Source organism: bacterium, from assembly GCA_021372775.1.
Classification (GTDB): domain Bacteria; phylum Acidobacteriota; class Polarisedimenticolia; order J045; family J045; genus JAJFTU01.
This window is the reverse complement of sequence record JAJFTU010000225.1, coordinates 35,322-56,590: the sequence shown is the minus strand read 5'-3', so window position 1 is coordinate 56,590 and position 21,269 is coordinate 35,322. Positions and strand designations below refer to the sequence as shown.

19 protein-coding genes are annotated in these 21,269 nt (G+C 76.4%); 11 read left to right on the top strand and 8 right to left on the bottom strand.

Annotation, left to right across the window (positions count from 1 at the left end; genetic code table 11):
• On the bottom strand, nucleotides 1-690 hold a 690-nt coding region (locus LLG88_08270), incomplete at its 3' end, for a polysaccharide deacetylase family protein (GenBank protein MCE5246897.1).
• Between the two features lie 13 nt (nucleotides 691-703).
• Nucleotides 704-2,140, bottom strand: coding sequence for a fatty acid--CoA ligase family protein (locus LLG88_08265; GenBank protein MCE5246896.1), 1,437 nt, complete (start codon nucleotides 2,138-2,140; stop codon nucleotides 704-706).
• Nucleotides 2,141-2,262: 122 nt separating this feature from the next.
• On the opposite strand from LLG88_08265, the gene LLG88_08260 reads away from it, so the two are divergent.
• The 4 genes from LLG88_08260 (at nucleotide 2,263) to LLG88_08245 (ending at nucleotide 6,343) form a co-directional block, all read left to right on the top strand.
• Nucleotides 2,263-3,591: a beta-ketoacyl-[acyl-carrier-protein] synthase family protein gene (locus tag LLG88_08260; GenBank protein MCE5246895.1), complete on the top strand. Its 1,329-nt coding sequence runs from the start codon at nucleotides 2,263-2,265 to the stop codon at nucleotides 3,589-3,591.
• A 1-nt stretch (nucleotide 3,592) separates the two neighbouring features.
• On the top strand, nucleotides 3,593-4,804 hold the full coding sequence (locus LLG88_08255) for a beta-ketoacyl synthase chain length factor (protein ID MCE5246894.1): 1,212 nt from the start codon (nucleotides 3,593-3,595) through the stop codon (nucleotides 4,802-4,804).
• Entirely contained in the window at nucleotides 4,801-5,496 is a 696-nt protein-coding gene (locus tag LLG88_08250) for a glycosyltransferase family 2 protein (protein MCE5246893.1), read from the top strand. The genes LLG88_08255 and LLG88_08250 overlap by 4 nt, the downstream gene beginning before the upstream one ends.
• A gap of 112 nt (nucleotides 5,497-5,608) precedes the next feature.
• Nucleotides 5,609-6,343, top strand: a complete 735-nt coding sequence (locus tag LLG88_08245) for an SDR family oxidoreductase (GenBank protein ID MCE5246892.1) — start codon at nucleotides 5,609-5,611, stop codon at nucleotides 6,341-6,343.
• A gap of 201 nt (nucleotides 6,344-6,544) precedes the next feature.
• Here LLG88_08245 and LLG88_08240 read toward each other — a convergent pair whose 3' ends face one another.
• The gene (locus LLG88_08240; GenBank protein ID MCE5246891.1) at nucleotides 6,545-7,510 is read right to left on the bottom strand and encodes a hypothetical protein; all 966 of its coding nucleotides are present in this window, start codon (nucleotides 7,508-7,510) and stop codon (nucleotides 6,545-6,547) included.
• Nucleotides 7,511-7,535: 25 nt separating this feature from the next.
• Nucleotides 7,536-7,916, bottom strand: a complete 381-nt coding sequence (locus tag LLG88_08235) for a hypothetical protein (GenBank protein ID MCE5246890.1) — start codon at nucleotides 7,914-7,916, stop codon at nucleotides 7,536-7,538.
• Between the two features lie 30 nt (nucleotides 7,917-7,946).
• On the opposite strand from LLG88_08235, the gene LLG88_08230 reads away from it, so the two are divergent.
• Nucleotides 7,947-9,089, top strand: a complete 1,143-nt coding sequence (locus LLG88_08230; GenBank protein ID MCE5246889.1) for an A/G-specific adenine glycosylase — start codon at nucleotides 7,947-7,949, stop codon at nucleotides 9,087-9,089.
• A gap of 129 nt (nucleotides 9,090-9,218) precedes the next feature.
• On the opposite strand, the gene LLG88_08225 is transcribed toward LLG88_08230, so the two are convergent.
• From LLG88_08225 to LLG88_08215, 3 genes are read right to left on the bottom strand one after another with little or no spacing between them, the layout of a single operon-like run.
• Complete coding sequence (locus tag LLG88_08225) at nucleotides 9,219-9,587, bottom strand: polymer-forming cytoskeletal protein (protein MCE5246888.1); 369 nt, start codon at nucleotides 9,585-9,587, stop codon at nucleotides 9,219-9,221.
• A 3-nt stretch (nucleotides 9,588-9,590) separates the two neighbouring features.
• Nucleotides 9,591-10,526, bottom strand: coding sequence for a ParB/RepB/Spo0J family partition protein (locus LLG88_08220; protein ID MCE5246887.1), 936 nt, complete (start codon nucleotides 10,524-10,526; stop codon nucleotides 9,591-9,593).
• The gene (locus LLG88_08215) at nucleotides 10,492-11,280 is read right to left on the bottom strand and encodes a ParA family protein (GenBank protein ID MCE5246886.1); all 789 of its coding nucleotides are present in this window, start codon (nucleotides 11,278-11,280) and stop codon (nucleotides 10,492-10,494) included. Before LLG88_08215 ends, LLG88_08220 begins: the two co-directional genes overlap by 35 nt.
• 320 nt (nucleotides 11,281-11,600) lie before the next feature.
• On the opposite strand from LLG88_08215, the gene mnmG reads away from it, so the two are divergent.
• On the top strand, nucleotides 11,601-13,436 hold the full coding sequence (gene mnmG / locus LLG88_08210; GenBank protein ID MCE5246885.1) for a tRNA uridine-5-carboxymethylaminomethyl(34) synthesis enzyme MnmG: 1,836 nt from the start codon (nucleotides 11,601-11,603) through the stop codon (nucleotides 13,434-13,436).
• Nucleotides 13,433-14,080: a class I SAM-dependent methyltransferase gene (locus LLG88_08205; protein MCE5246884.1), complete on the top strand. Its 648-nt coding sequence runs from the start codon at nucleotides 13,433-13,435 to the stop codon at nucleotides 14,078-14,080. Before mnmG ends, LLG88_08205 begins: the two co-directional genes overlap by 4 nt.
• An 822-nt stretch (nucleotides 14,081-14,902) precedes the next feature.
• Here LLG88_08205 and LLG88_08200 read toward each other — a convergent pair.
• Nucleotides 14,903-16,219, bottom strand: a complete 1,317-nt coding sequence (locus LLG88_08200) for a 50S ribosome-binding GTPase (GenBank protein MCE5246883.1) — start codon at nucleotides 16,217-16,219, stop codon at nucleotides 14,903-14,905.
• Nucleotides 16,220-16,416: 197 nt separating this feature from the next.
• On the opposite strand from LLG88_08200, the gene LLG88_08195 reads away from it, so the two are divergent.
• The 4 genes from LLG88_08195 to amrB are packed head-to-tail and all read left to right on the top strand — an operon-like array spanning nucleotide 16,417 to nucleotide 21,260.
• The gene (locus LLG88_08195; GenBank protein MCE5246882.1) at nucleotides 16,417-17,193 is read left to right on the top strand and encodes a hypothetical protein; all 777 of its coding nucleotides are present in this window, start codon (nucleotides 16,417-16,419) and stop codon (nucleotides 17,191-17,193) included.
• Complete coding sequence (locus LLG88_08190; protein ID MCE5246881.1) at nucleotides 17,190-18,179, top strand: DUF362 domain-containing protein; 990 nt, start codon at nucleotides 17,190-17,192, stop codon at nucleotides 18,177-18,179. The genes LLG88_08195 and LLG88_08190 overlap by 4 nt, the downstream gene beginning before the upstream one ends.
• Nucleotides 18,166-19,707, top strand: a complete 1,542-nt coding sequence (locus tag LLG88_08185; protein ID MCE5246880.1) for a 4Fe-4S binding protein — start codon at nucleotides 18,166-18,168, stop codon at nucleotides 19,705-19,707. The genes LLG88_08190 and LLG88_08185 overlap by 14 nt, the downstream gene beginning before the upstream one ends.
• Nucleotides 19,704-21,260, top strand: a complete 1,557-nt coding sequence (amrB, locus tag LLG88_08180; GenBank protein ID MCE5246879.1) for an AmmeMemoRadiSam system protein B — start codon at nucleotides 19,704-19,706, stop codon at nucleotides 21,258-21,260. Before LLG88_08185 ends, amrB begins: the two co-directional genes overlap by 4 nt.
• The last annotated feature ends 9 nt before the right edge of the window (nucleotides 21,261-21,269 follow it).

The following is a 21,269-nucleotide window of genomic DNA, read 5'->3' as shown; positions in this document are numbered from 1 at the left end:
GCCGTCGTGCAGCAAGAGCAAGTCTCCCGCGGCGAGGCCGCGCAGCAGGCGCCGCGCGACGGTCCGCGGATCGCCGCACGCCGCGTCGAAGCCGCGGCGGGTCCACGTCGCGAGCGTCATCCCGCGGCGCGCGAGGAGCGGTTCGAGCAGCGCGCTGCGGATTCCCGCCGGCGCGCGGAAGTGGCGCGGCGCGGCGCCGCACAGCTCCGCGACGAGGCGCTGCACGTCGTCGATCTCGCGCGCGATCCGCCGCGGCGCGAGGAAGTAGAAGCCGACCGGATGGGACCAGGTGTGGTTGCCGAGCGCGTGGCCGCGCGCCGCGATCTCGCGCACGAGGTCGGGGCGCCGCGCCGCGCGTTCGCCGATCACGAAGAACGTCCCCTTCGCTCCGCGGGCGTCGAGCAGGTCGAGCACGCGCGGCGTGACCTCCGGATCGGGGCCGTCGTCGAACGTCAGCGCCACGCGCCCGCGCGCCGCCTCCTCCCGCGGCAGGCGGACGAGGTTCGGGCCGAGCAGCCGCGCGCGCGGCAGCAGGCCGGCCGCGTTGAGCGCGACGTGGTCGGCGGCGAGCGCGGCGACGCACCACGGCCAGAGCCGCGGCGCCGCGGCGAGCGCGCCGAGCCCCGCGACGTGCCCCGCCAGCGAGAGGGCGACGAACGACGAGAGCGGGGCCCGCTCCTTCGCGGTCACGGCCGGTTCTCCGCTACGCGTCGCGGTCGGCCGCGACGAGCGGCGCGCCGAGCGAAAGGAGCGCGGCGCGGTCGATCTTGCCGCGCGGCGTGCGCGGCAGTTCCGCGAGCACGAAGACGCCGCGCGGCCGCTTGTGCGCGGCGAGGCGCGCGCGGCAGTGGAGCGCGATCTCGTCGGGGCGCAGGCGCGCCGGGTCGGCGGCCACGGCGGCGCAGACGACGTGCCCGGCCACGGCGTGCGGCGCGCCGAAGACGACGACGTCCTCGACCCCCGGCAGCTCGCGGATCGTCGCCTCGACCTCGCGCGGCGAGACCTTCTTGCCGTGCACGTTGAGCAGGTCGTCCACCCGCCCCTCGAGCGCCAGCTCCTCCCCTTCCCAGCGGCCGAGGTCGCCGGCGACGAACCGGCCGCCTTCGAGGCGCGGATCGGGGTGCGGCCAGTAGCCGCCGCAGACCGCGGCCGAGCGGACGTGGACCGCCCCCGCCTTCCCCGCCCCGCCCCGTTCGAGCGGCACGACCTCGATCCGCACGCCGTCCACCGGCGCGCCGACCGTGCCGCGCTCCGCGGCGTCGCCGGCGCGGTCGTAGCAGATTCCGCCGCACTCCGACGAGCCGTAGAACGTGTGGATCGGGCGGCCGAAGGCCTCGCGGAAACGGGACGCGACCTCCGGCGAGAGCGGCGCGCCGGCCGAGATCGTCAGGCGGAGCGTCTCCGGCCACTCCGGCGGCGAGGAGAGGCGCAGCAGCCCGCCGACCCACGCCGGGGTCGTCGGGAAGAACGTCGCCCCATCCCGCTCCGCCGCGTCGAGCGCGGCGAACGGACTGCCGGGGGTCGGGAGAAGGAGCGGCGCGCCGCGGCGGAGGGCCGGCAGCGTCAGGCTCGACAGGCCGTAGGAGTGGCCGAGCGGCACCGCGGAGAGCAGCCGGTCGTCGTCGGCGAGCCCCATCGTCCGCCAAAGGTCGTCGTCGTCGGCCGCGAGCGCCGCGGCCGAGGCGGCGACGCCGCGCGGCGCGCCGGTCGAGCCGGAGGTCAGCTTGACCACCGCGACGTCCTCGAGGACCGCCGGCGCCGCCGTCGGCAGCGCGGTCCAGACGAAGGACGACGGGCCCGACGGCCAAGGCGTCGTGCATTCGAGAAGCGCGGCCGCGCCCAGGGCGGTCCCGATCCGGCGTCGTTCCGCCGCCGGCGACCAGGCGTCGAGCAGCACGACGGGACAGCCGAGCCGCAGCAGGGCGAGCAGCGCCGCGAGGAAACCCGGCCCGTCCGGCGCGGCCATCGCCACGAGCGTTCCGCGCGGCGGCGCGAGCGTCCGCGCCCCGGCCGCCGCCCGGGCCAGCGCGTCGAGGTCGGACGCGGAGGCGCGGCGCCCCTCGCCGGACACGATCGTTTTGGTCGGCGCGGCGCGCAGCAGCGCGTCGAAGGGGGCGAGAATCGGTTCGTTCTGGGGCAAGGCGGAACCTCGGAGGGGTGCGGTAGTATACGGCCCGCCGTCAGCCACCGGCTGGACCCCACAAGGAGCGGAAGAACGACCATGACCGGCCCGAACGCGCCGCGCGGCGCAAGGCGCGCGCGATGAGCCCCGCCGCGAGACGCGCGGTTGTCACCGGCCTCGGGGCGGTCTGCGCCTTCGGCTGGGGAATCGATCCGCTCTGGCACGGCTTGGCCGCGGGACGCGCGGCGTTCGGGCCGATCCGGCGCTTCGACGCCTCGCGCCACCGCACCCAGCTCGCGGCCGAGGTTCCCCCGCCCCCCTACGACGTCGTCTCCGCGCTCGCGCTCGACCGCCGCGTCTCGCTGGCCGATCTCTTCGGGCTCGCCGCGGCGCGCGAGGCGCTCGCCGAGGCCGGCCTCGGCCGCTCCCTCGCCGGGGTGCGCGCGGGGCTGTACTTCGGCAGCAGCACCGGCGGCTTCTTCGAGGCCGAGCGGCAGTACGCGGCGCTCGCCGGCGAGACCCGCGGGCCGTTCTCGGTCGGACCGTTCGCGCCGCAGCAGTGCAGCGTGCCGGGCGAGGCGGTCGCGCGCCAGTTCGCGGTCGAGGGGCCGGTTGAGACGTTTTCCTCCGCCTGCGCTTCGGCGACGCTCGCGCTCGGCGCGGCGCTGGACGCCCTGCGGGACGGCGCGGTCGACGTCGCGGTCGTCGGCGGGGCGGACTGCTTCTGCCAACTCACCCACGGCGGCTTCAACTCGCTCCGCTCGGTCGATCCCGAGCCGTGCCGGCCGTTCCGGACCGGCCGCGCCGGGCTGAACATCGGCGAGGGGGGCGCGGTGCTGGTGCTCGAGGAGCGGGAGCGGGCGCTGGCCCGCGGCGCGCAGCTCTTCGCCGAGCTGCTCGGCTGCGGCGCGTCCTGCGACGCCGGCCACATGACGGCCCCCGACGCCGACGGCGCGGGGCCGGCCCGAGCGATGGAGGCCGCGCTGGCCGACGCCGGCGTGCGGCCGGACGAGATCCGCTTCGTCAACGCCCACGGCACCGGAACCCCGCTCAACGACGCCGCCGAGGCGGCGGCGCTCCGGAGCGTCTTCGGCGAGGGCGCGGCGGCGCTCCCGGTCACGTCGTCCAAGGGGGCGATCGGCCACCTGCTCGGCGCCGCGGGGGCGATCGAGGCCGCGGCGACGGTCCTCTGCCTGATCCACGGGCAGGTCCACCCGACCCCCGGCGAAGGGGAGATCGATCCGGACGCCGCGGTGCGGCTGGTCGTCGGCGGGCCGCTGGGGATCGCGCCCGGGCCGGCGCTGTCGATCAACCTCGCCTTCGGCGGCGCCAACGCGGCGGCGGTCTTCGGTCCCGCGCCGATCGAGCGCGGCGGCGCGCCGGCGCGCTCCGCGAGCGGCGGCGAAGAGGCCGCGGGCCGGCTTGGCGCGCCGGCGGACGGCGTCGCCTTCCCCGGGGAGCGGCGCTGAGATGCGGCGGCGGACGCTGGTCGTCGGCCTCGGCGCGGTCGGCTCGTACGGGGCCGGGCGCGCGGCGCTCGCCGCGGCCCTCGCCGCGGGGACGCCGACGGTCCGCGACGTAGACCGCGCGGCGGGGTTCCACGCCCCCGGCGGGGCGCGGACGGCGGCGCTGGTCGATCCGGCGACGCTCGCCCCGCTGGTCCCTCCCGCCGCGGCCCGCCGGATGAGCGCCCCGTCCCGCTTCGCGGTCGCCGCGGGAAAGCTCGCCGCGGCCGAGGCCGGCTGGGGTCCCGAGCCGCTCGGCGCGCGGACCGGCTGCGTCCTCGCCGCCGCCTACGGGCCGAACGTCTTCACCGAGCGGCTGCTGCGGCAGATCCTCTTCGAGGGGCCGGAATCGGCGTCCCCCTATCTCTTCACCGAGTGCGTGGCCAACGCCGCCGCGGCCCAGTTGGCGATCGCGCTCAAGGCGCGGGGGCCGAACGTCACCTTGACCCAGCGGGAGGTCGGGCCGCTGAGCGCGGCGGCGCGCGCCGCGGCGCTCGTCGGCGACGGCAGGCTCGACGCGGCGCTGGTCGGCGCGGCCGAGGAGGCCTCGCCGTTCCTGCACGCCGTCCTCGACCGCTTCCGCGCCCTCGCCCGCCCCGCCGCGGGCGGTCCGGAGGCGCCGCGTCCCTTCGACCGGCGGCGGGACGGCTTCCTGCTCGCCGAGGGGGCGCTGGTCCTCGCCGTCGCGGCCGAGGGAAGCGCCGCGGCGGCCGAAGCGGGGCCGCTCGCCGTCCTGCGCGGCGGCGGCGGGGCGTTCGACCCGACCGCCCCGAGCTACGGCTTCGGCCGCGGCGCCGCCGCCTTGGCGCGGCGGCTTTCGGACGACATGACACGAATGGGAATCGGAATGGACGATATCGACTTGATCGTCGCCGGGGCGTCCGGCGCGCGGGCGGGAGACCGCCTGATCGCCGCGACGCTCGGCGCCGCGTGGGGCGGACGCCCCTTGCCCCCGGTCGCCGCGCCGAAGGGGATCGTCGGCGAGTACGCCGGCGGCCTGCTCGGGGCGGCTGCGCTCGCCGCCGCCGGCGCGCCGATCGCGCGGCCGGCCGGGTTCGGCGAGCCCGATCCGGCGCTGGGAGTCGTTCCCGCCGCCGCGTCCGGGGCGCGGCGCGTGCTGGCGCTCGACGTCGCCGCGGGAGGCGCGGCGGCTTGGCTCGTCGCGGAGCGGCCGTGAGCGGGGAGCGCCGAGTCGCCGCGCTCATCCCCGCCTATCAGGCCGCCCCCACCGTCGCCGACATCGCCCTCCGCGCCCGCGCCCAGCTGGCCGAGATCCTCGTCGTGGACGACGGCTCGACCGACGGCACGGGGGACGCCGCGCGCGCGGCGGGGATCGAGACGCTGACCCTGCCCCGCAACATGGGCAAGGGGACCGCGCTCAAGACGGGGTTCAAGGTCCTGTTCGACCGCGGCTGCGAGGCGGTGGTCACGGTGGACGCGGACGGCCAGCATCTGCCGGAGGAGATCCCGGTCCTGCTGCGCGCCTTCGAGACCGACCCGGCCGACCTCGTCCTCGGGACGCGGGACAGCCTTTTCGCGCAGATGAGCCGGCTGCGGCGCTGCAGCAACCGCGCCTCGTCGTGGGCGATCTCGCGCGTCGCCGGGGAGCGCCTGGCCGACGTCCAGACCGGCTTCCGGCTCTACGCGCGGCGGCTGATCGAGGCGACCGGCTTTCCGGCGGGACGGTTCGAGGCGGAGAGCGCGATCATCGTCCGCGCGGTGCGCGGCGGGTTCCGCGTGACCGCCGTGCCGGTGCGGCTCGGCTTCGCCGACGGACGGGTGACGAGCCACTACCGGCCGCTCGTGGACAGCCTGCGGATCGCGCGGGCCGTGGCGCGCGCGCGGCTTTGCCGCTGGCCGTGGTCCTGAGGGCCGCGGACCGGAGCGCAGGGCGAGAGCCCCGGGCGCGGCGTCGATCCGGCCGAGGCGGAAGGGGCGAAGATCGCGAAGCCGGACGAGGCGCGGACGTGAGGGTGCGGCGATGAGCGTCGTCGAAGGAACCGTTCTGGTCGTCGGAGGAAGCCGCGGCATCGGCCGCGCCGTCGTCGAGGCGCTGGCCGCCGAGGGGACGAAGGTCGCCTTCACCTGGCGCGGCGAGGAGAGCGCGGCGCGCGCGCTCGAGGAATCGCTCGGCGGCGAGGCGCGCGCGTTTCAGTTCGACGTGCGCGACCGGCGCCGCCCCGAGGCGCTGGTCGAGGAGATCGACCGCGGGCTCGGGCCGATCGACGGCCTGGTCCACTGCGCGGGGATGCGCCGCGACGGACTGCTCGCCCTGACGAGCGACGACGACTGGGACGCCGTGCTGGACACCAACCTCGGCGGCCTCTTCCGCGTCTGCCGCGCGGTGTTGCCGGGGATGCTGCGGCGGCGGCGCGGCGCGATCGTCGCCGTCTCCTCGCTCTCCGCGGTCCACGGCGTCGCGGGGCAGACGCTCTACGCCTCGTCGAAGGCGGGGATGGTCGCGATGGTGCGCGCGCTGGCGAGGGAGTGCGGCAAGCGGAACGTGCGCGCCAACGCCGTCGCGCCCGGCTACGTCGAGACCGACTTCGTCGCCGACCTGCCGGAGCGGGCGGTGGAGGCGCTGCGCGCGACGGAATGCCTGCGGCGCGGCACCTCGGTCGGCGACGTCGCGCAGGCGGTGCTGTTTCTGTTGTCCGAGCGCGCCGCGTCGATCACGGGGCAGCTGCTGATGGTGGACGCCGGCGCGTCGGTCTGAAGACTCGCGGGTCGGCGCGCGGCCTTCTCTTTCGCGCGGCGCCGCTCGCCGCGCCGCGCGCGGTTCCACGTGGAAATCGCCTCGCGCCGTCGCGCTCTCGTTTCGTCGCGCGGTTCCACGTGGAGACCATCTCGCGCGGTCGCGGTCTCGTCTCCTCGCGCGGTTCCACGTGGAAGTCCGCTTCGCGCCGTCGCGCGAGGTTCAGCGGCGCGGACGACGCGCCGTCCCTTCGATCTCCAGCAGCAGTTCCGCGCGGCAGATGTCGGCGCGCAGCAGCAACGTCGGCGCGCCGGCGCCGAGCCGCGCGGCGAGCGCGGCCTCGAGGCGCGGCGCGTCCGCCGCGCGCCGCACGTAGACCCGCAGCGTCTCGAAGCGCCGCAGCGGATCCTCCCCCGGCGTGGCGGGGTCGATCCGCGTCAGCAGCGCCTCGAGGTTGCGGAGCGTCTCTTCGAGCTGCGCGTCCGCGTTCCCCGCGTGCCGGGTTTCGTGCCCGACGACGCTCGCCGTTCCGGAAACGAAGACCGCGCCGCCGGCCGCGGTCGCGCGCGCGAAGGACGGGCTGCGCGGCCCGTAGCGCGCCGGGTAGTCGTAGGCGCTCACCTGGCGCGGATTCTCGAACTGCTCCGCGGCGAGACGCGAGGCGAGAAAGCAGACGACGAGCCGCGTCCCTTCGGCGCCGACGGCGCTCGCCGCCGGAAGACGCGCGGGATAGTCGGCGCCGTACGCGTCCTCGAAGGCGAGCGAGCGGCCGCGGCAGAAGCGCTTGTAGCGCTCGACGCCGTCCTCGTCCTCGTTGATCCGCGGCACGTAGTTCCAGAAGCGGAGCGGCGCGCGGCCGTCGGCGGCGAGCGCGCGGAGCGCCTCGCGGTAGAGCCCGCGCGCGGCCTCCTCGAGCGCGTCGGCGCGGCCGGCGTCGGCTTCGGCCCAGGCGAAGACGTTGTCGCCGTCGTCGCGCGCGGCGAAGGCGCCGAGGCGCGCGGGACGCGCGGCGCGTTTCGCGGTCCACGTTTCGATCGGCTCGCTTCCGCCGAGGCGGGGCGCGGGAACGACGCAGTCCGCGCCGTCGCGCGGCGCGCCGAAAGCGACGCGCGCGAGCGCGTCCTTTCGGTCGGCGCCGAGCAGACAGCGCGGCGCGGCGGCGGGGAACCGCGGGCGGAGAGAACTCATCGAGCGCGCGGCGAGAGACGCCGCGTCAGTCGGCGGTCGGGATCGGACGCCCGAGATGCGTCAGCAGCCCCAGGAGGCGATCGATCGCGGCATCGTCTTCGGGATAGAACAACGCGCCGCAGACCCCGTCCTTGTCGTTCGTCGGCGTGACGTGCATCACCACCATTTCCCCGCCGACCCGGTCGTCCGCGACGACGACGCTCGCCGGCGCGACCGCCATGCCGGGCTCGAACTGCGGCAGCGGGGCGTCGAGCACGAACGAGATCCCCGCGGCGCTGAGGTCGTTGAGCGGCAACGAGCGCAGGGGATCGTCGGGCGTCGGATAGCGGAACTCGATCCGGGCGTCGGCGATCCGGGCCACCGGGTAGCGGCTCTCGCGGCGCCGACAGGGAAACGGGATACTCATGCGTCGTTCCTCGGAGTGAAGCGGACGGACATGACAGTAAGGCAACCGACCGATCCGATCAATCGGCTTCTCGCGCGGCGCGGCGAGGCGCGACGGGCGCTGCTCGATTGGTTCGCCGGGGCGGCGCGCGACCTGCCGTTCCGCCGACGGCGCGATCCCTACGCCGTCTGGATCGCCGAGGTGATGCTGCAGCAGACGACGGTCGCGGCGGCGACGCCGTACTGGGAGGCGTTCATGGCCCGCTTCCCCGACGCCGGGGCGCTGGCCGCCGCCTCCGAGGAGGAGGTGCTGCGCCTCTGGTCCGGCCTCGGCTACTACCGCAGGGCGCGGAATCTGCTCGCCGCGGCGCGGCTGGTCGCGGCCGAGCGTGGCGGGGAGCTGCCGGGCGACGTCGCGGGGCTGCGCGCCCTTCCCGGCGTGGGGGCCTACACGGCGGCGGCGGTCGCCTCGCAGGCGTTCGGCGTGCCGGCGCCCGCGCTCGACGGCAACGCGCTCCGCGTCTACGCCCGGCTGGCCGCGGTCGAAGGGGACGGTCGTACTGGATCGGCGGCGCGCGCGGTCGAGGCGGCGGCCGAGGGGCTGATCGATCCGGACGCGCCGGGGGACTGGAACCAGGCGGTGATGGAGCTCGGGGCGACGGTCTGCGTCCCGCGGGCGCCGCGCTGCGGCGCTTGCCCGCTGGCGACGCTCTGCGCCGGGCGAGGCGCCGGCAGTCCGGCGACGTTCGGAACCGCTCGGGCAAGGCCGGAGACGACCGCCGTCCTGCGCGCCGCTGCGATCGTGCGGGACCGGCGGGGGCGGTTCCTCCTGCGCCGGATCGGCCCGGAGGAGCGGAACGGCGGGCTCTGGGAGCCGCCGACCGTCGAGCTGGCTCGCGGAGCGGGGGCGGGCGATTCCACGTGGAACGGCCCCCTGGCCGCGCGGCTGGCGGACGCGCTCGCCGCGCGCTGCGGCCTCGACGCCGTGATCGGCGCCTCGCTCGGGCGGACGCGGCACAGCGTGACGACCGACCGGATCGTCGTCCACGCCGCGGCGGCGGAGCTCCGCGGCCCGGCGCCGCGCGGCGCTGGCTGGCGCTGGCTGGCGGACGAGCGGCCGGACGGGGAGGCGCTGAGCGGCGAGGCCCGCAAGCTGCTGGCGATCGCGCGGCGCGCCGGACCGGCCGCGGGCTGACGGTAAGAGCGGAACGCGGCGCGCCGGACCGGCCCCGGGGCTGATGGGCGCGGCGCGAGGCGTCTCCTCCTCGGGAGCGGCGAGACCCGCCGGCCGGAACGCCGGGAACGGCGGACGCGGCGGGAAGCGTCAGGCTTTCTTGGCGCGCGGCTTGGCGATCCGGACGCGCCCCTCGAAGCGGCCGCCGTCCTCGACGTCGAGGGTCGGCTGTTCGAGCACGAGGTCGCCGGCGAAGACGCCGCCGGCCGCGATCTGCACCGCCTCGCCGACGTGGGCCTTCCCTTCGACCCGCCCGTAGACGACCAACCGCCGGACGTTGACCCGCCCGTTGACCCGGGCGCCCTGCCCGACGACGAGCAGCGGCCCCTCGATCCGGGCGCCGTCGATCTGGCCGTCGACGCGCAGCCCGCCGTCGAAGGCCAAGACCCCCTTGTCGAGGCGGATCCCCTCCCCCAGCCAGGCGCCGATCGCGTCCCGCGCCGCCGGCCGGCGGGGCATCCGCTACGCCCCCGCCTTGCCCGAGCCGCGCAGCAGGGCGCGGTAGAGCCGGTCGAGGTCCTCGCCGTTGGCGAAGCGGATCTCGATCTTCCCCTTGCCGTTCCGCTTGATGCTGATCGAAACGCCGGCCTCGAGGGCCCGGGCGAGCGTCTTCTCGGCGGCGGCGACGTTCGGGTCGCGGCGGTCGTCGGCGGCGTCGTCCGCCACCGTCCCTTCGACCTGCGCCCGCTTGGCCCGCGCCTCGACTTCGCGCACCGACCAGCCGTTCGTCGCGGCGGCGAGGGCCAGCTTCTCCTGCAGCTCCGGGTTCTCGAGGCCGGCCAGCGCGCGGCCGTGCCCCATGTCGAGCGTCCCGTCGTCGAGCAGGTTCTGCACGACGTCGGGCAGGTCGAGCAGGCGGAGGAAGTTGGCGACCGAGCTGCGCGGCTTGCCGACCCGCTCGGCGACCTCGGCCTGGGTCAGGCCGAGCTCGCGGACCAGCTTGCGGAAGGCGCGCGCCGTCTCGAGCGGACCAAGGTCGTCGCGCTGGATGTTCTCGATCAGCGCCAGCTCGAGCAGCTTGTCGTCGGCGTACTCGCCGATCACCGCGGGGACGACGGCGAGGCCGACCCGCTTCGCGGCGCGAAGCCGCCGTTCGCCGGCGACGAGGGTGTAGCGGCCGTCGGTCTCCGGGCGCAGGACGAGCGGCTGGAGGATGCCGCTCTGCTTGATCGATTCGGCGAGGGCGTCGATTTCCGCCTCGTCGAAGCGCTGCCGCGGCTGGTGGGGATTGGGGTGGATCTTTTCGACCGGGACTTCCAGCGGCACGCCCGCGGCGACCGGCGCCGGGGCCTCCGCGGAGGCGCCGACGGGCCCCTGCAGCGGATCGGCTCCGGGCGTCTCGCGGATCAGCGCGCCGAGGCCCTTACCCAGCCCCTTGCGTCTCGGTTCGACCTTCACGGCTGAGGATCTCCTTGGCCAGTTCGAGGTACGCGGCGGCGCCGCGCGAGCGCGGATCGTAGAGGAAGATCGGCTTGCCGAACGACGGCGCCTCGCTCAGGCGGATGTTCCGGGGAATGATCGTCTGGTAGACGCTCCCCTTGAAGAACGAATTGACCTCCTCCGCGACCTGGCGCGAGAGGTTGGTCCGATCGTCGTACATCGTGAGCAGCACGCCCTCGACGTTCAGCCTCGGGTTGAGCGCCTTCTTCACCCGCTTGAGCGTCTCGATCAGCTGCGTCACCCCTTCGAGCGCCAGGTACTCGCACTGGATCGGGATCAGCACCGAGTCGGCGGCGGAGAGGGCGTTGACCGTGAGGAAGCTCAGCGAGGGGGGGCAGTCGATCAGCACGAAGTCGAACGGCCGGGCGAGCGCGTCGAACAGCTCCGCCATGCGGTACTCGCGCCGCGGCAGGTTGATCAGCTCGACCTCCGCCCCGGCGAGTTCGTTCTCCGAGGGGCAGAGGGTCAGGTTCTCGAGCTCCGTCGCGAGGAGCGTCTCGTCCATCGGCACGCCGTCGATCAGCGAGTCGTAGATCGTGCGGCGCTCCGGGTCCCGCTCGTACCCCAAGGCGCGCGTCGTGTTCGCCTGCGGGTCGAGGTCGACGAGGAGCGTCCGCCGCCCCGCGAGCGCGAGTCCGGCTCCGAGGTTGACGGCGGTCGTGGTCTTGCCGACACCGCCCTTCTGATTGGCGACTGCGATGACACGCTGCATGGAAGGATCCTGCCGAGCGGCTCGGGGGAGCGCAACCGCGCGAGAATAGCACACTCCCCCGTGTCCGCCGGAACGCGGCGCCCGTTCCGATCGCCGGACGGACGCTTACGGTCTACCGTCGCCTTCGTCGTTATGACGCCTGCGGTGTTCCACGTGGAACAGCCGCGAGGACCCGTTGGCCGCGGGGATGTTCCACGTGGAACAGCGGGCCGGCCGTGTTCCACGTGGAACAAGGGCCGGACGGCGCCCCCGCCCGCCGCCGGCGCTTGCGGCGGCCCGGCCGGCGGGCGACATTACCGCCTCGTCGAGGCGAGCGGACGATGCGCGAACTACAGCCGGTCTTGGTCGTGGGCGGCGGCCACGCGGGGGTCGAGGCGGCCCTCGCCGCCGCGCGCTGCGGCGCCGACGTCGTCCTCCTGACCCACGACCCCGACGCCCTCGTCCGCCTCTCCTGCAACCCGGCGATCGGCGGGATCGGCAAGGGGCACCTCGTCCGGGAGGTCGACGCGATGGGCGGCGCGATGGGGATCGCCGCCGACCTCGCCGGGATCCACTTCCGCGTCCTCAACCGCAGCCGCGGCCCCGCCGTCCAGGGGCCCCGGGTCCAGCAGGACGCCGAGCGCTACCCCGCCGCCGTCGGGCGGATCGTCGCCGCCGAGCCCCGGATCCGGGTCGAGCGCGGCGAGGCCGCCGGCCTGATCCTCGAGGGCGGCCGCGTCGTCGGGGCGGAGACGCTCGACGGACGGCGGTTCCCCGCGAGCGCCGTCGTCCTGACCACCGGCACGTTCCTCGGCGGCCGCCTCTTCCGCGGCGAGGAGGTCGTCCCGGGCGGCCGGACCGGCGAGCCGCCGGCCGAGGCGCTCTCCGGAGCCCTGCGGCGGGCCGGCCTGCGGCTGGAGCGGTTCAAGACCGGCACCCCGCCGCGGCTCCTCCGCGCGTCGATCGACTTCGCCCGCTTCGAGCCCCAGCCGGGGGACGAGCGGCCGGAGCCGCTCAGCTTCGCCCACGGCGCCGACGGCCGGTTCGAGCCCGTCCTCTCCCAGCGGCCGGTCCACCTCGCCCACACGAACGAGGCGGTCCACGCCGTGGTGCGGCGGGGGCTCGACCGCTCGCCGCTCTACACCGGCCGGATCAAGTCCCGCGGTCCGCGCTACTGCCCCTCCTTCGAGGACAAGGTGGTGAAGTTCGCCGACCGCGACCGCCACCTGCTGCACCTCGAGCCGCTCGGCCTCGACCACCCCTGGATCTACGTCAACGGCCTCTCGACCAGCCTCCCGCCGGAGCTGCAGGACGAGCTGGTCCACGCGATCCCCGGGCTGGAGGGGGCGGAGGTCGCCCGCCACGGCTACGCGGTGGAGTACGACTACGTCCCGCCCGCGCAGCTCCGCGCGACGCTCGAGACGAAGGCGGTTCCGGGGCTCTTCCTCGCCGGGCAGATCTGCGGCACGACCGGCTACGAGGAGGCGGCCGCGCTCGGGCTCGTCGCCGGGATCAACGCCGCCCGCGCCGCGGCCGGGGCCGAGCCGTGGCGGCCCGACCGGCTGACCTCGTACATCGGCGTGATGGTGGACGACCTGACGACCGCCGGCGTCCTGGAACCGTACCGGATGTTCACCTCCCGGGCCGAGATGCGGCTCTCGCTGGCCCCCGACAACGCCGACCGCCGGCTGACGCCGCTCGCGGCGCGGCTCGGCGCGGTCCCGCCGGACCGCGAGCGCCAGGCACGGGAACGCTGGGAGCGGATCGAGGCCGCCCGCGCCGCGCTCGACCCCGGCCCGCTCGACGGGCCGCACGCCCCGACCGCCGGCGACCGCCTGCGGCGCGGCGAGGAGGCGGCGCCGCTCCTCGACGCCGTCGCCGAAGCCGCCCCGTTGCCGGAGCGCGACCGCGCGACCGTCGCCAGCCTCGTCCGCTACCGCGGCTACCTCGAGCGCGAGGCGCGCGAGGCCGACCGCCTGCGCCGGTCGGAGGGGATCGCCGTTCCGGACGGCTTCTCGTTCGACGGCCTGCCCGGGCTCTCCAACGAACTGCAGGAGCGGCTGCGCCAAGTCCGCCCGACCTCGCTCGGCCAGGCGTCGCGGATCCCGGGGATGACCCCGGCCGCGGTCGGCCTCCTCGCCGCGGCGCTCGACCGCCGCCGAAAGGGTCTCTCGTGAGCCGCCCCGCCCCGGCCCCCCGCATCGACGAAGCCGCGTCCGCCGCCGAGACCGTCCGGCTGCTCGAGGAGTTCGGCGAGCCGGCCGCCCCCGCGCTGGTCGCCGCGCTCCTCGCCCACCTCCGGCTGCTCTACGACTGGAACCGCCGCTTCGCGCTGACCGCGATCCGCGATCCGCGGGAGGGGCTGCGCCGCCATCTGCTCGAGGCGCTCGAGGCCCTGCCGCTCGTCGGCGCCGCGACGTCCGGTCGGCTGGTCGACCTCGGCTCGGGGAACGGCTACCCCGCCCTGCCGCTGCTGACCTGCCGCCCCGCGCTGGACGGAACGCTCTTCGAGGCCCGCGACGCCAAGGCCGCCTTCCTCCGCGCCGCCCTGCGCGAGTCCGGGCTGGCCGACCGCGTCCGGGTGGAACGGGTTCGGATCGCCGGTCCGGAGGCCCTCCCCGCAGCCGACGTGCTGACGATGCGCGGCTTCCCCGAGCCGGAGCGGTGGATCCGCGCCGCGTTGGAACGGGGGGCGGCGCGGCAGGTCCTGGCCTGGGTCTCCGCGGAGGACGCGGCCCGGATCGCCGCCCTGATCCCGCGCGCGGCGGTCCATCCGCTGCGCCACCACCCGACCGGCGCGCTGCTCGAGGCCCGCGCCTGATGGCTGTCGGCCGCAGACATCGAGCTGTCGGCCGCCGACGTTTCCGCCGCTCGTCCCCTCTCCGCTCCCGCCCACGGTGAAGCCGAGCCTGTTGCAGCCTAACCGACCAGCCCGCAGAGCGCCGCCGGTCCGGCCCTCCGCCCGCCCTCCGGCGAACGCCGGCCCCGCCTCCGCGCCCGGGACCCCCGGCGCAACCTCCCGCGACACGCTCCGCTTCGCCCTGCGCGGTTCGCGACCGCCTGGCGCGGCCCGGCTCGTCGACCGCCGGGACCCGCAACAATCTCGGCTTCACCGTCGCCGCCCTCGCGGCCGCTCCGACGATTGCCCCCCCGCATCCCCGCCGCGACAATCCCGGCTGCACCCCGCGCGCCCACCCGACGCCGCCCCGCAGCCGGCCGCCGCCCGGCGGCCCCCGAGTTCCCGCGTCGCCGCGCCTCCCCTCGCGCAGGACTCGACCTGCCGCCGCGCCGCGCCATCCACCGCACCGTCTGCCGCCGACATTATGGTGTCGGCCGCCGACGAACCCGCCCAACCGCGCCGCGGTGAACCCCCGACTGTTATGCTGGCCAAATCAGCGCGCGCCCCAAACGCGTTCGGCCGCCGCGTCCTTCCAGCCGCGAGCGCAGCCGGTCCGCACACGATTCCACCTCGCAAACGCGCGGGGCTCCCCCTCCACTTCCCGCGCAACAGGCTCGGCTTCACCGTGCCCGGCCATCGACGACCTGCCCGCCGCGCCGGCCCGCCACCCCGCAGCCGACTCCGACCCCCCCCCCGAACCGTCGCTGTCGGCCGCCGACGTTTCTCTGTCGGCCGCCGACACCCTCACTTGCCGATGCAGAACCGGCCGAAGATCCGCCCCAGCAGCTCCTCCGGCCGCACCTCCCCCAAGATCTCCCGCAGCGCGTTCACGGCCCCGCGCACCTCGAACGCCGCCAGCTCCCCCGCAGCCGCCGACGACGCCGCCCGCAGCCGCTCCGCCGCCCGCCGCGCCGCGTCCCGATGTCGCTCCGTCGCCAGCGCGACGCTCTCCAGCGGCGCCCCGCCCGGCGCCTCGAGCCGCGCCGCGATCGTCCGCCGGAGCTCGGCCAGCCCCTCGCCGCTCGCGTTCCCCACGTAGACCGCATCCCACTCCCGACGCGCCCCCGCCAGGTCCACGTGCGTCCCGACCAGCAGCCCCCCCGGCCACCGATCCGCCGGCCCGATCCGCGCGTCGAAGACGTCCAGCACCAGATCCGCTCCGCGCGCCGCGGCGACCGCGCGCCGCATCCCCTCCGCCTCCGCCCGCCCCTTCGCCTCCCCCACCCCCGCCGCGTCGACCACCGTCACCGGCAGTCCCTCCACGACGATCGTCTCCTCCACCACGTCCCGCGTCGTCCCCGGCTCCTCCGTCACGATCACCCGATCCTCGCCGAGCAGCCGGTTGAACAACGACGACTTCCCCGCGTTCGGCGGCCCGAGCAGCACGACCCGCGCCCCCTCCCGCACGCGCAGCGCCGCCTCCCCCGCCGCCAGCGCCGCCTCGATCTCCGCCGCCAGCGCCGCGCACTTCGCCCCCAACGCCTCCGGCGCCTCCCCGACGTCCTCCTCCTCCGCGAAGTCGAGCCCGGCCTCCAACTCGGCCTGCAGATCGAGCGCCCGCTCCGCGAACCGCCCGACCAAGCCGCCGACCTCGCCCCCCATCTGCCGCGCCGCGACCCGCGCCTGCTCCACCGTCGCCGCCTCGATCAGATCCCGCACCGCCTCCGCCTGCGCCAAGTCGAGCTTCCCCGCCTTGAGCGCCCGCAGCGTGAACTCCCCCGGCCGCGCCCCCCGCGCGCCGGCCGCAACGCACGCCGCGACGACCTCCCGCACCACCGCCGGCGAGCCGTGCAGCGTCAGCTCCGCCGCGTCCTCCCCGGTGTAGCTGCGCGGCGCGGCGAACCGCAGGGCCACCCCCTCGTCCACCACGCCGCCGTCCCTTCCCAGAACGACCCCCAGCGCCGGCCTCCGCACCGCCACGTCCCGCCCGCCGCGACGCCGGAAGACCCGCCCCAACACGGCGCACGTCCCCGGCCCGCTCAGCCGGACCACGGCCAGCGCGGCCCGCCCCGGCACCGTCGCCAGCGCCACGATCGTGTCCTTCTCCTCGTCCTCGACCATCGCGCCCACCTCGTCCAAGACCCGCGCCGCCCCGGCGCCGCGCCTCCGCGCCGCGCGCCCGGCGCCGCGCCGTCCCGCGCCCAACGCGCCGGCGCCGCCGTCCCGACCGCCCGCGCCGAATCGGCCCGCGGGCCGACCGCGCGCCGCCCCACGGTATTACAGTTGAAACCGCTCGCCTCCCTCCCCGCGAGGATTCGATGACCGATCGACGCATCTCCGGCTGGATCGTCGGCCCGCTGCTCGCCGCGCCGCTCGTCGTTCTGACGGCGTGGATCGCGTGGGGAGCGGCCAACCGCTCCCACGACGTCTCCGTCCGCGACCTTCCCGCCGCGTCGACGCCGGCCGCGCCGAGTCCGATCGCCGCCGCGCCGACCCTCCCCTCGGCGCCCGCGCCCGCCGCTCCGACGCCGGCCGCGACCGAACCGAGCGCCGCCGTCCAAGGCCCGGTTCCCCCGCAGCCCGCCGTCGCGCCCGCGACGACAGCCGGGCCCGCGCGCGCGACCGCGGCCGCAAACGCGTCGACGCCCTCGGCCCCCGCCGCGCCCGCAACGACCGCCGCCGCGACCCGGCCCGCGACCGTGCCCGACCCGGCCGCCGCGCCCGGGCTCCCCCGCCCCGAGGCCGACCTTCCGCAGGATCGCCTCGAGGAGCGCGTCGACGGCGCCGCGGCCTACCTCACGTCGATCGGCTGCCGCCGCCTCGTCTACTGGCGCCTTCCCGCCCCCGCGGCCGACCTCGAACTCCTCCTGTTCGACACCGCGGCCGGCGCGGCCAAGGCCCTCGCCCGCGACGCCGGCCCCGACCGGACCCCCGGCCCCGGCGACGAGGCCCAGGCCGCTCCCCAGTCGATCTACTTCCGCCGCGGCCCGGCCTACGTCCGGCTCCTCGCCGACCCCGACGCCCCGGCCGCGCCGGGCGCCCTCGCCCCGGTCGCCGCCAAGCTCGACGCCTACCTCGCGGGAGCCGCGAAATGACCCCCCAAGACGATCCGCGCCCCAACCGCCGCCTCGTCCTGCGCCGTCTGGTCCAGGCCTCGGCCGTCCTCGGCGGCGCCGCCGCGCTCGCCGCCCTCGGCCGGCTCTCCCCCGGACGTTTCGGCCGTCTCGCCGCGGCGCGCACCGTTCCCGACTTCCGCGTCCCCGCCGACCCGCTGCGCCCCACGGTCTTCGCCGCGCACGGCGCCGACCCCGCGCTCCTCGTCCGCGCCGCCCTCGACAAGCTCGGCGGCGTCGGCCGTTTCGTGCGCCCCGGCGACCGCGTGCTGATCAAGCCGAACATGGCCTGGGACCGCAACGTCGAGCAGGGGGCGAACACGCACCCCGCCATCGTCGGCGAGGTCGTCCGCCAATGCCGCGCCGCCGGCGCGCGCCGGGTCGTCGTCGCCGAGAACCCCGTGCACGACGCCTCGCGCACGTCCGAGCGCTCCGGCATCCGCCGCGCGACCCTCGAGGCGGGCGGCGAACTCCACATCCCGCCCGCCGCGCCGTTCCTCGCCGCCGACCTCCACGGAACGGTCCTCGCGCGATGGGATCTCCTCGGCGACCTCTTCGAGGCCGACAAGCTGATCAGCCTGCCGATCGTCAAGGACCACGCCCTTTCCCGCCTGACCTGCGTGTTCAAGAACTCCTACGGCTTCCTCGGCGGCACGCGGGCGCGCCTGCACCAGGACATCCACAACGCGATCGCCGACCTCGGCGCCGCCATCCGCCCGACCCTCACGATCGTTGACGCCACGCGCGTGCTGATGCGCGGCGGCCCGACCGGCGGCCGCCTCGAGGACGTCGCGCGCCGCGACCTCCTGGCCGCCGGCACCGATCCGGTCGCGCTCGACGCGTGGTCGGCGCGCGTCCTCGGCGCCGATCCCGCCGACATCCCCTACATCGCGCTCGCCGAAGGACGCGGCCTCGGCCGCGCCGCCGCCGCGCCCGCCCTCGGAGGCGAAACCCATGTCGGCGCCTGACCGCGCGCAACGCCGCCCCCGCCGCCTCGCGCGCACCTTCCGCCGCGTCTACCAGGCCTACTTCCTGCTCCTCTTCGCGCTCGGCCTCTTCCTGATGACCGACGAAGGGCTGCGCCGCTTCCCCGCGCGGTTCCTCTACAACCTCGACCCGCTCGCCGCGTTCGGCACGCTCGCCGCGTCGTGGGTTCTCCCCGCCGCCCTCCTCACGGCGCTGCTCCTCGTCCTCGCCACGGTCCTCTTCGGCCGCGTCTTCTGCGGCTGGATCTGCCCGCTCGGCACGCTCAACCATCTCGCCTCGTATCTCTCGCGCCCGCTGCGCCGCGGTCCGGGCCACGTCCTCAACCGCTGGCGACCGCTGTTCCGCACGAAGTACTTCCTCCTCGTCGCCGGACTCGGCGCCGCCCTCGCCGGCGGACTGACCGTCGCCCTCTTCGACCCGCTCTCGCTCGCCACCCGCTCCTTCGGCGCCGGCCTCTTCGCCGCCGCGCGCGCCGCCGCCCCGGCGACGTCGTTCCGCCCGCGCGTCTTCATCGCCGCCTGGCTCACCGCCGCCCTCTTCCTCGCCCTGCTCGCCGCGAACCGCTGGATCGCCCGCTGGTGGTGCCGCGTCCTCTGCCCGCTCGGCGCCCTTCTCGGCTGGACCTCGCGCGTCGCGATCTTCCGCATCGCCGTCGATCCCGACCGCTGCAACCACTGCCGCGCCTGCGCCCGCGACTGCCAAGGCGCCGACGAGCCATGGGCCGAGCACCGCGTCTCCGAGTGCCACGTCTGCCTGAACTGCGTCGCCTCGTGCCCCTCGGACGCGATCCGCTACGCGCCGTTCGCCCGCACGGCCGCGCCGAACGGCGGCGTGCAGCTCGAACGCCGCCAGCTCCTCGGCGCCCTCGTCGCCGGCGCCGCGCTCACGCCGCTGCTGCGCGCGTCCGCCGGCGCCGCCTCCAGCCCCGGCCCGCAGGCGATCCGCCCCCCCGGCGCGCTCCCCGAAGAGGAGTTCCTCGCCCGCTGCGTCCGCTGCGGCGCCTGCGTCAACGCCTGCCCGACGAGCGCGCTCCAGCCCGCGATGGGCGAGGCGGGCCTCGAAGGGCTCTGGACCCCCGTCCTCGTGCCGCGCCGCGGCTGGTGCGAGCCGAGCTGCACCCGCTGCGGCCACGCTTGCCCGACCGGCGCGATCCGCCCGCTCGCCCCGGACGAAAAGGGTTGGACCCACGACCATCCGGGCGTGAAGATCGGCACCGCCTTCTACGACTACGGCCGCTGCTTCCCCTGGGCGATGGCCACCCCCTGCATCGTCTGCGAGGAGGTCTGCCCGTCCAGCCCGAAGGCGATCTGGTTCGAACGCGCGCAGGTCGTGCGCCGCGACGGCAGCGTCGTCGCGCTGCAGCGCCCCCACGTCGATCCGGCCCGCTGCGTCGGCTGCGGCCTCTGCGAGGCGAAGTGCCCCGTCAACGATCTCGCCGCGATCCGCGTCACCCGCGTCGGCGAGTCGCGCGATCCGCGTTCCTCGCTCACGCTGAAAGGAAGCGCGTGAAGAAGCTCCACGTGGCCGCCGCCGCGCTCGCCGCGGTCTTTCCCGCGGCCGGCGCCGCGCGCGTCCGCCCGCCGGCCCTCGCCGGCGCCTGGTATCCCGGTTCCCCCGCGCTGCTCGCCGCCGAGGCGCAGCGTCTGCTGAACGAGCCCGCACCGCGTCTCGACGCGCCGCCGCTCGCCCTCGTCGTTCCGCACGCCGGCTGGCAGTTCTCCGCCCCGGCCGCGGCCGCCGCCTTCGCCCAGATCCCCCGCGGCGCCGTCCGCCGCGTCGTCGTCCTCGCCCCCTCGCACCATCGGGCCTTCGACGGCTTCGCCGTGGACGACGCCGCGGCCTACCGCACGCCGCTCGGCGACGTGCCGCTCTGCCCCGAATCCGCGCGCCTCGCCGACGGCCGTCTGCTGCGGATCGACGCCGCGGCCGCGGCCCCCGAGCACGCGGTCGAGATCCAGCTCCCGTTCCTGCAGCGCCGCCTCGGCGCCTTCTGCCTGATCCCGATCCTCGCCGGGCAGACGAGCCCGGCGCAGGAAGCCGAACTGGCCGCGCGCCTCGCGCCGCTCGCCGACGCGACGACGCTCTTCGTCGCCTCGAGCGACTTCACCCACTACGGCCCGTCGTTCGACTACACCCCCTACGGCCCGAGCTTCGCCGCCGCCCGCTCCCGCGTGCGCGGCGTCGATCGCTCGGCGATCGAGGCGATCGAGAACCGCGACGCCCGCGCCTTCCGCCGCGTGATCGAGACGACCGGGGCGACGATCTGCGGCCGTTCCGCCATCGGCGTGCTGCTCGAGCTCCTCGCCCGCGTCGCCCCCGCCTCGCGCGGCGTGCTCCTCGCCCACTACGATTCCTCGCAGGTCGGCGACCCGCGCGACGAGGCGGTGGACTACGCCGCCGTCGCCTTCCCGCGCGCGCCGCAGACGACGAAGGTCGTCCCGCTCGACGCCCCGCCGGTCTACCGCGCCGTCGGCCCCGACGAGCCGCCGCTCCCCGAGGCGCTCGGCCGCCGGCTCCCCGCACTCGCCCGCGCCGCGCTCGAAACGGAACTGTCCGGAACGGATGCGCTCCCGCGCGCCCTCGACGCGCTCCCCGACGCGCCGGAATTCCAGCGGCTGCAGGCGACGTTCGTCACGCTGAACCGCCGCGATCCGCGCGAGATCGCCCGCGACGGAAAGCTGCGCGGCTGCGTCGGCCAGGTCGTCCCCGTCCTGCCGCTGGCGACGTCGATCGTCGAGTCGGCGCTCGACGCCGCGCTCCACGACACGCGCTTCGAGCCGGTCGAGGCGCGCGAGCTGCCGCGCCTCGCCGTCGAGGTCACCGTCCTCTCCGCCCCGCGCCCGATCGCCTCGTGGCGCGACATTCAGCTCGGCCGCCACGGCATCGTGCTCGAGAAGGGGGGCCGCCGCGCCCTCTTCCTCCCGCAGGTCGCCCCCGAGCAGGGCTGGACCCTCGAGCAGACGCTCGACGCGCTGGCGCGGAAGGCCGGCCTCCCCGCCGACGCCTGGCGCTCCGGCGCCCGCTTCTCGGTTTTCACCGGGCAGGTCTTCGAGGAGAATTGACCGCCGCCT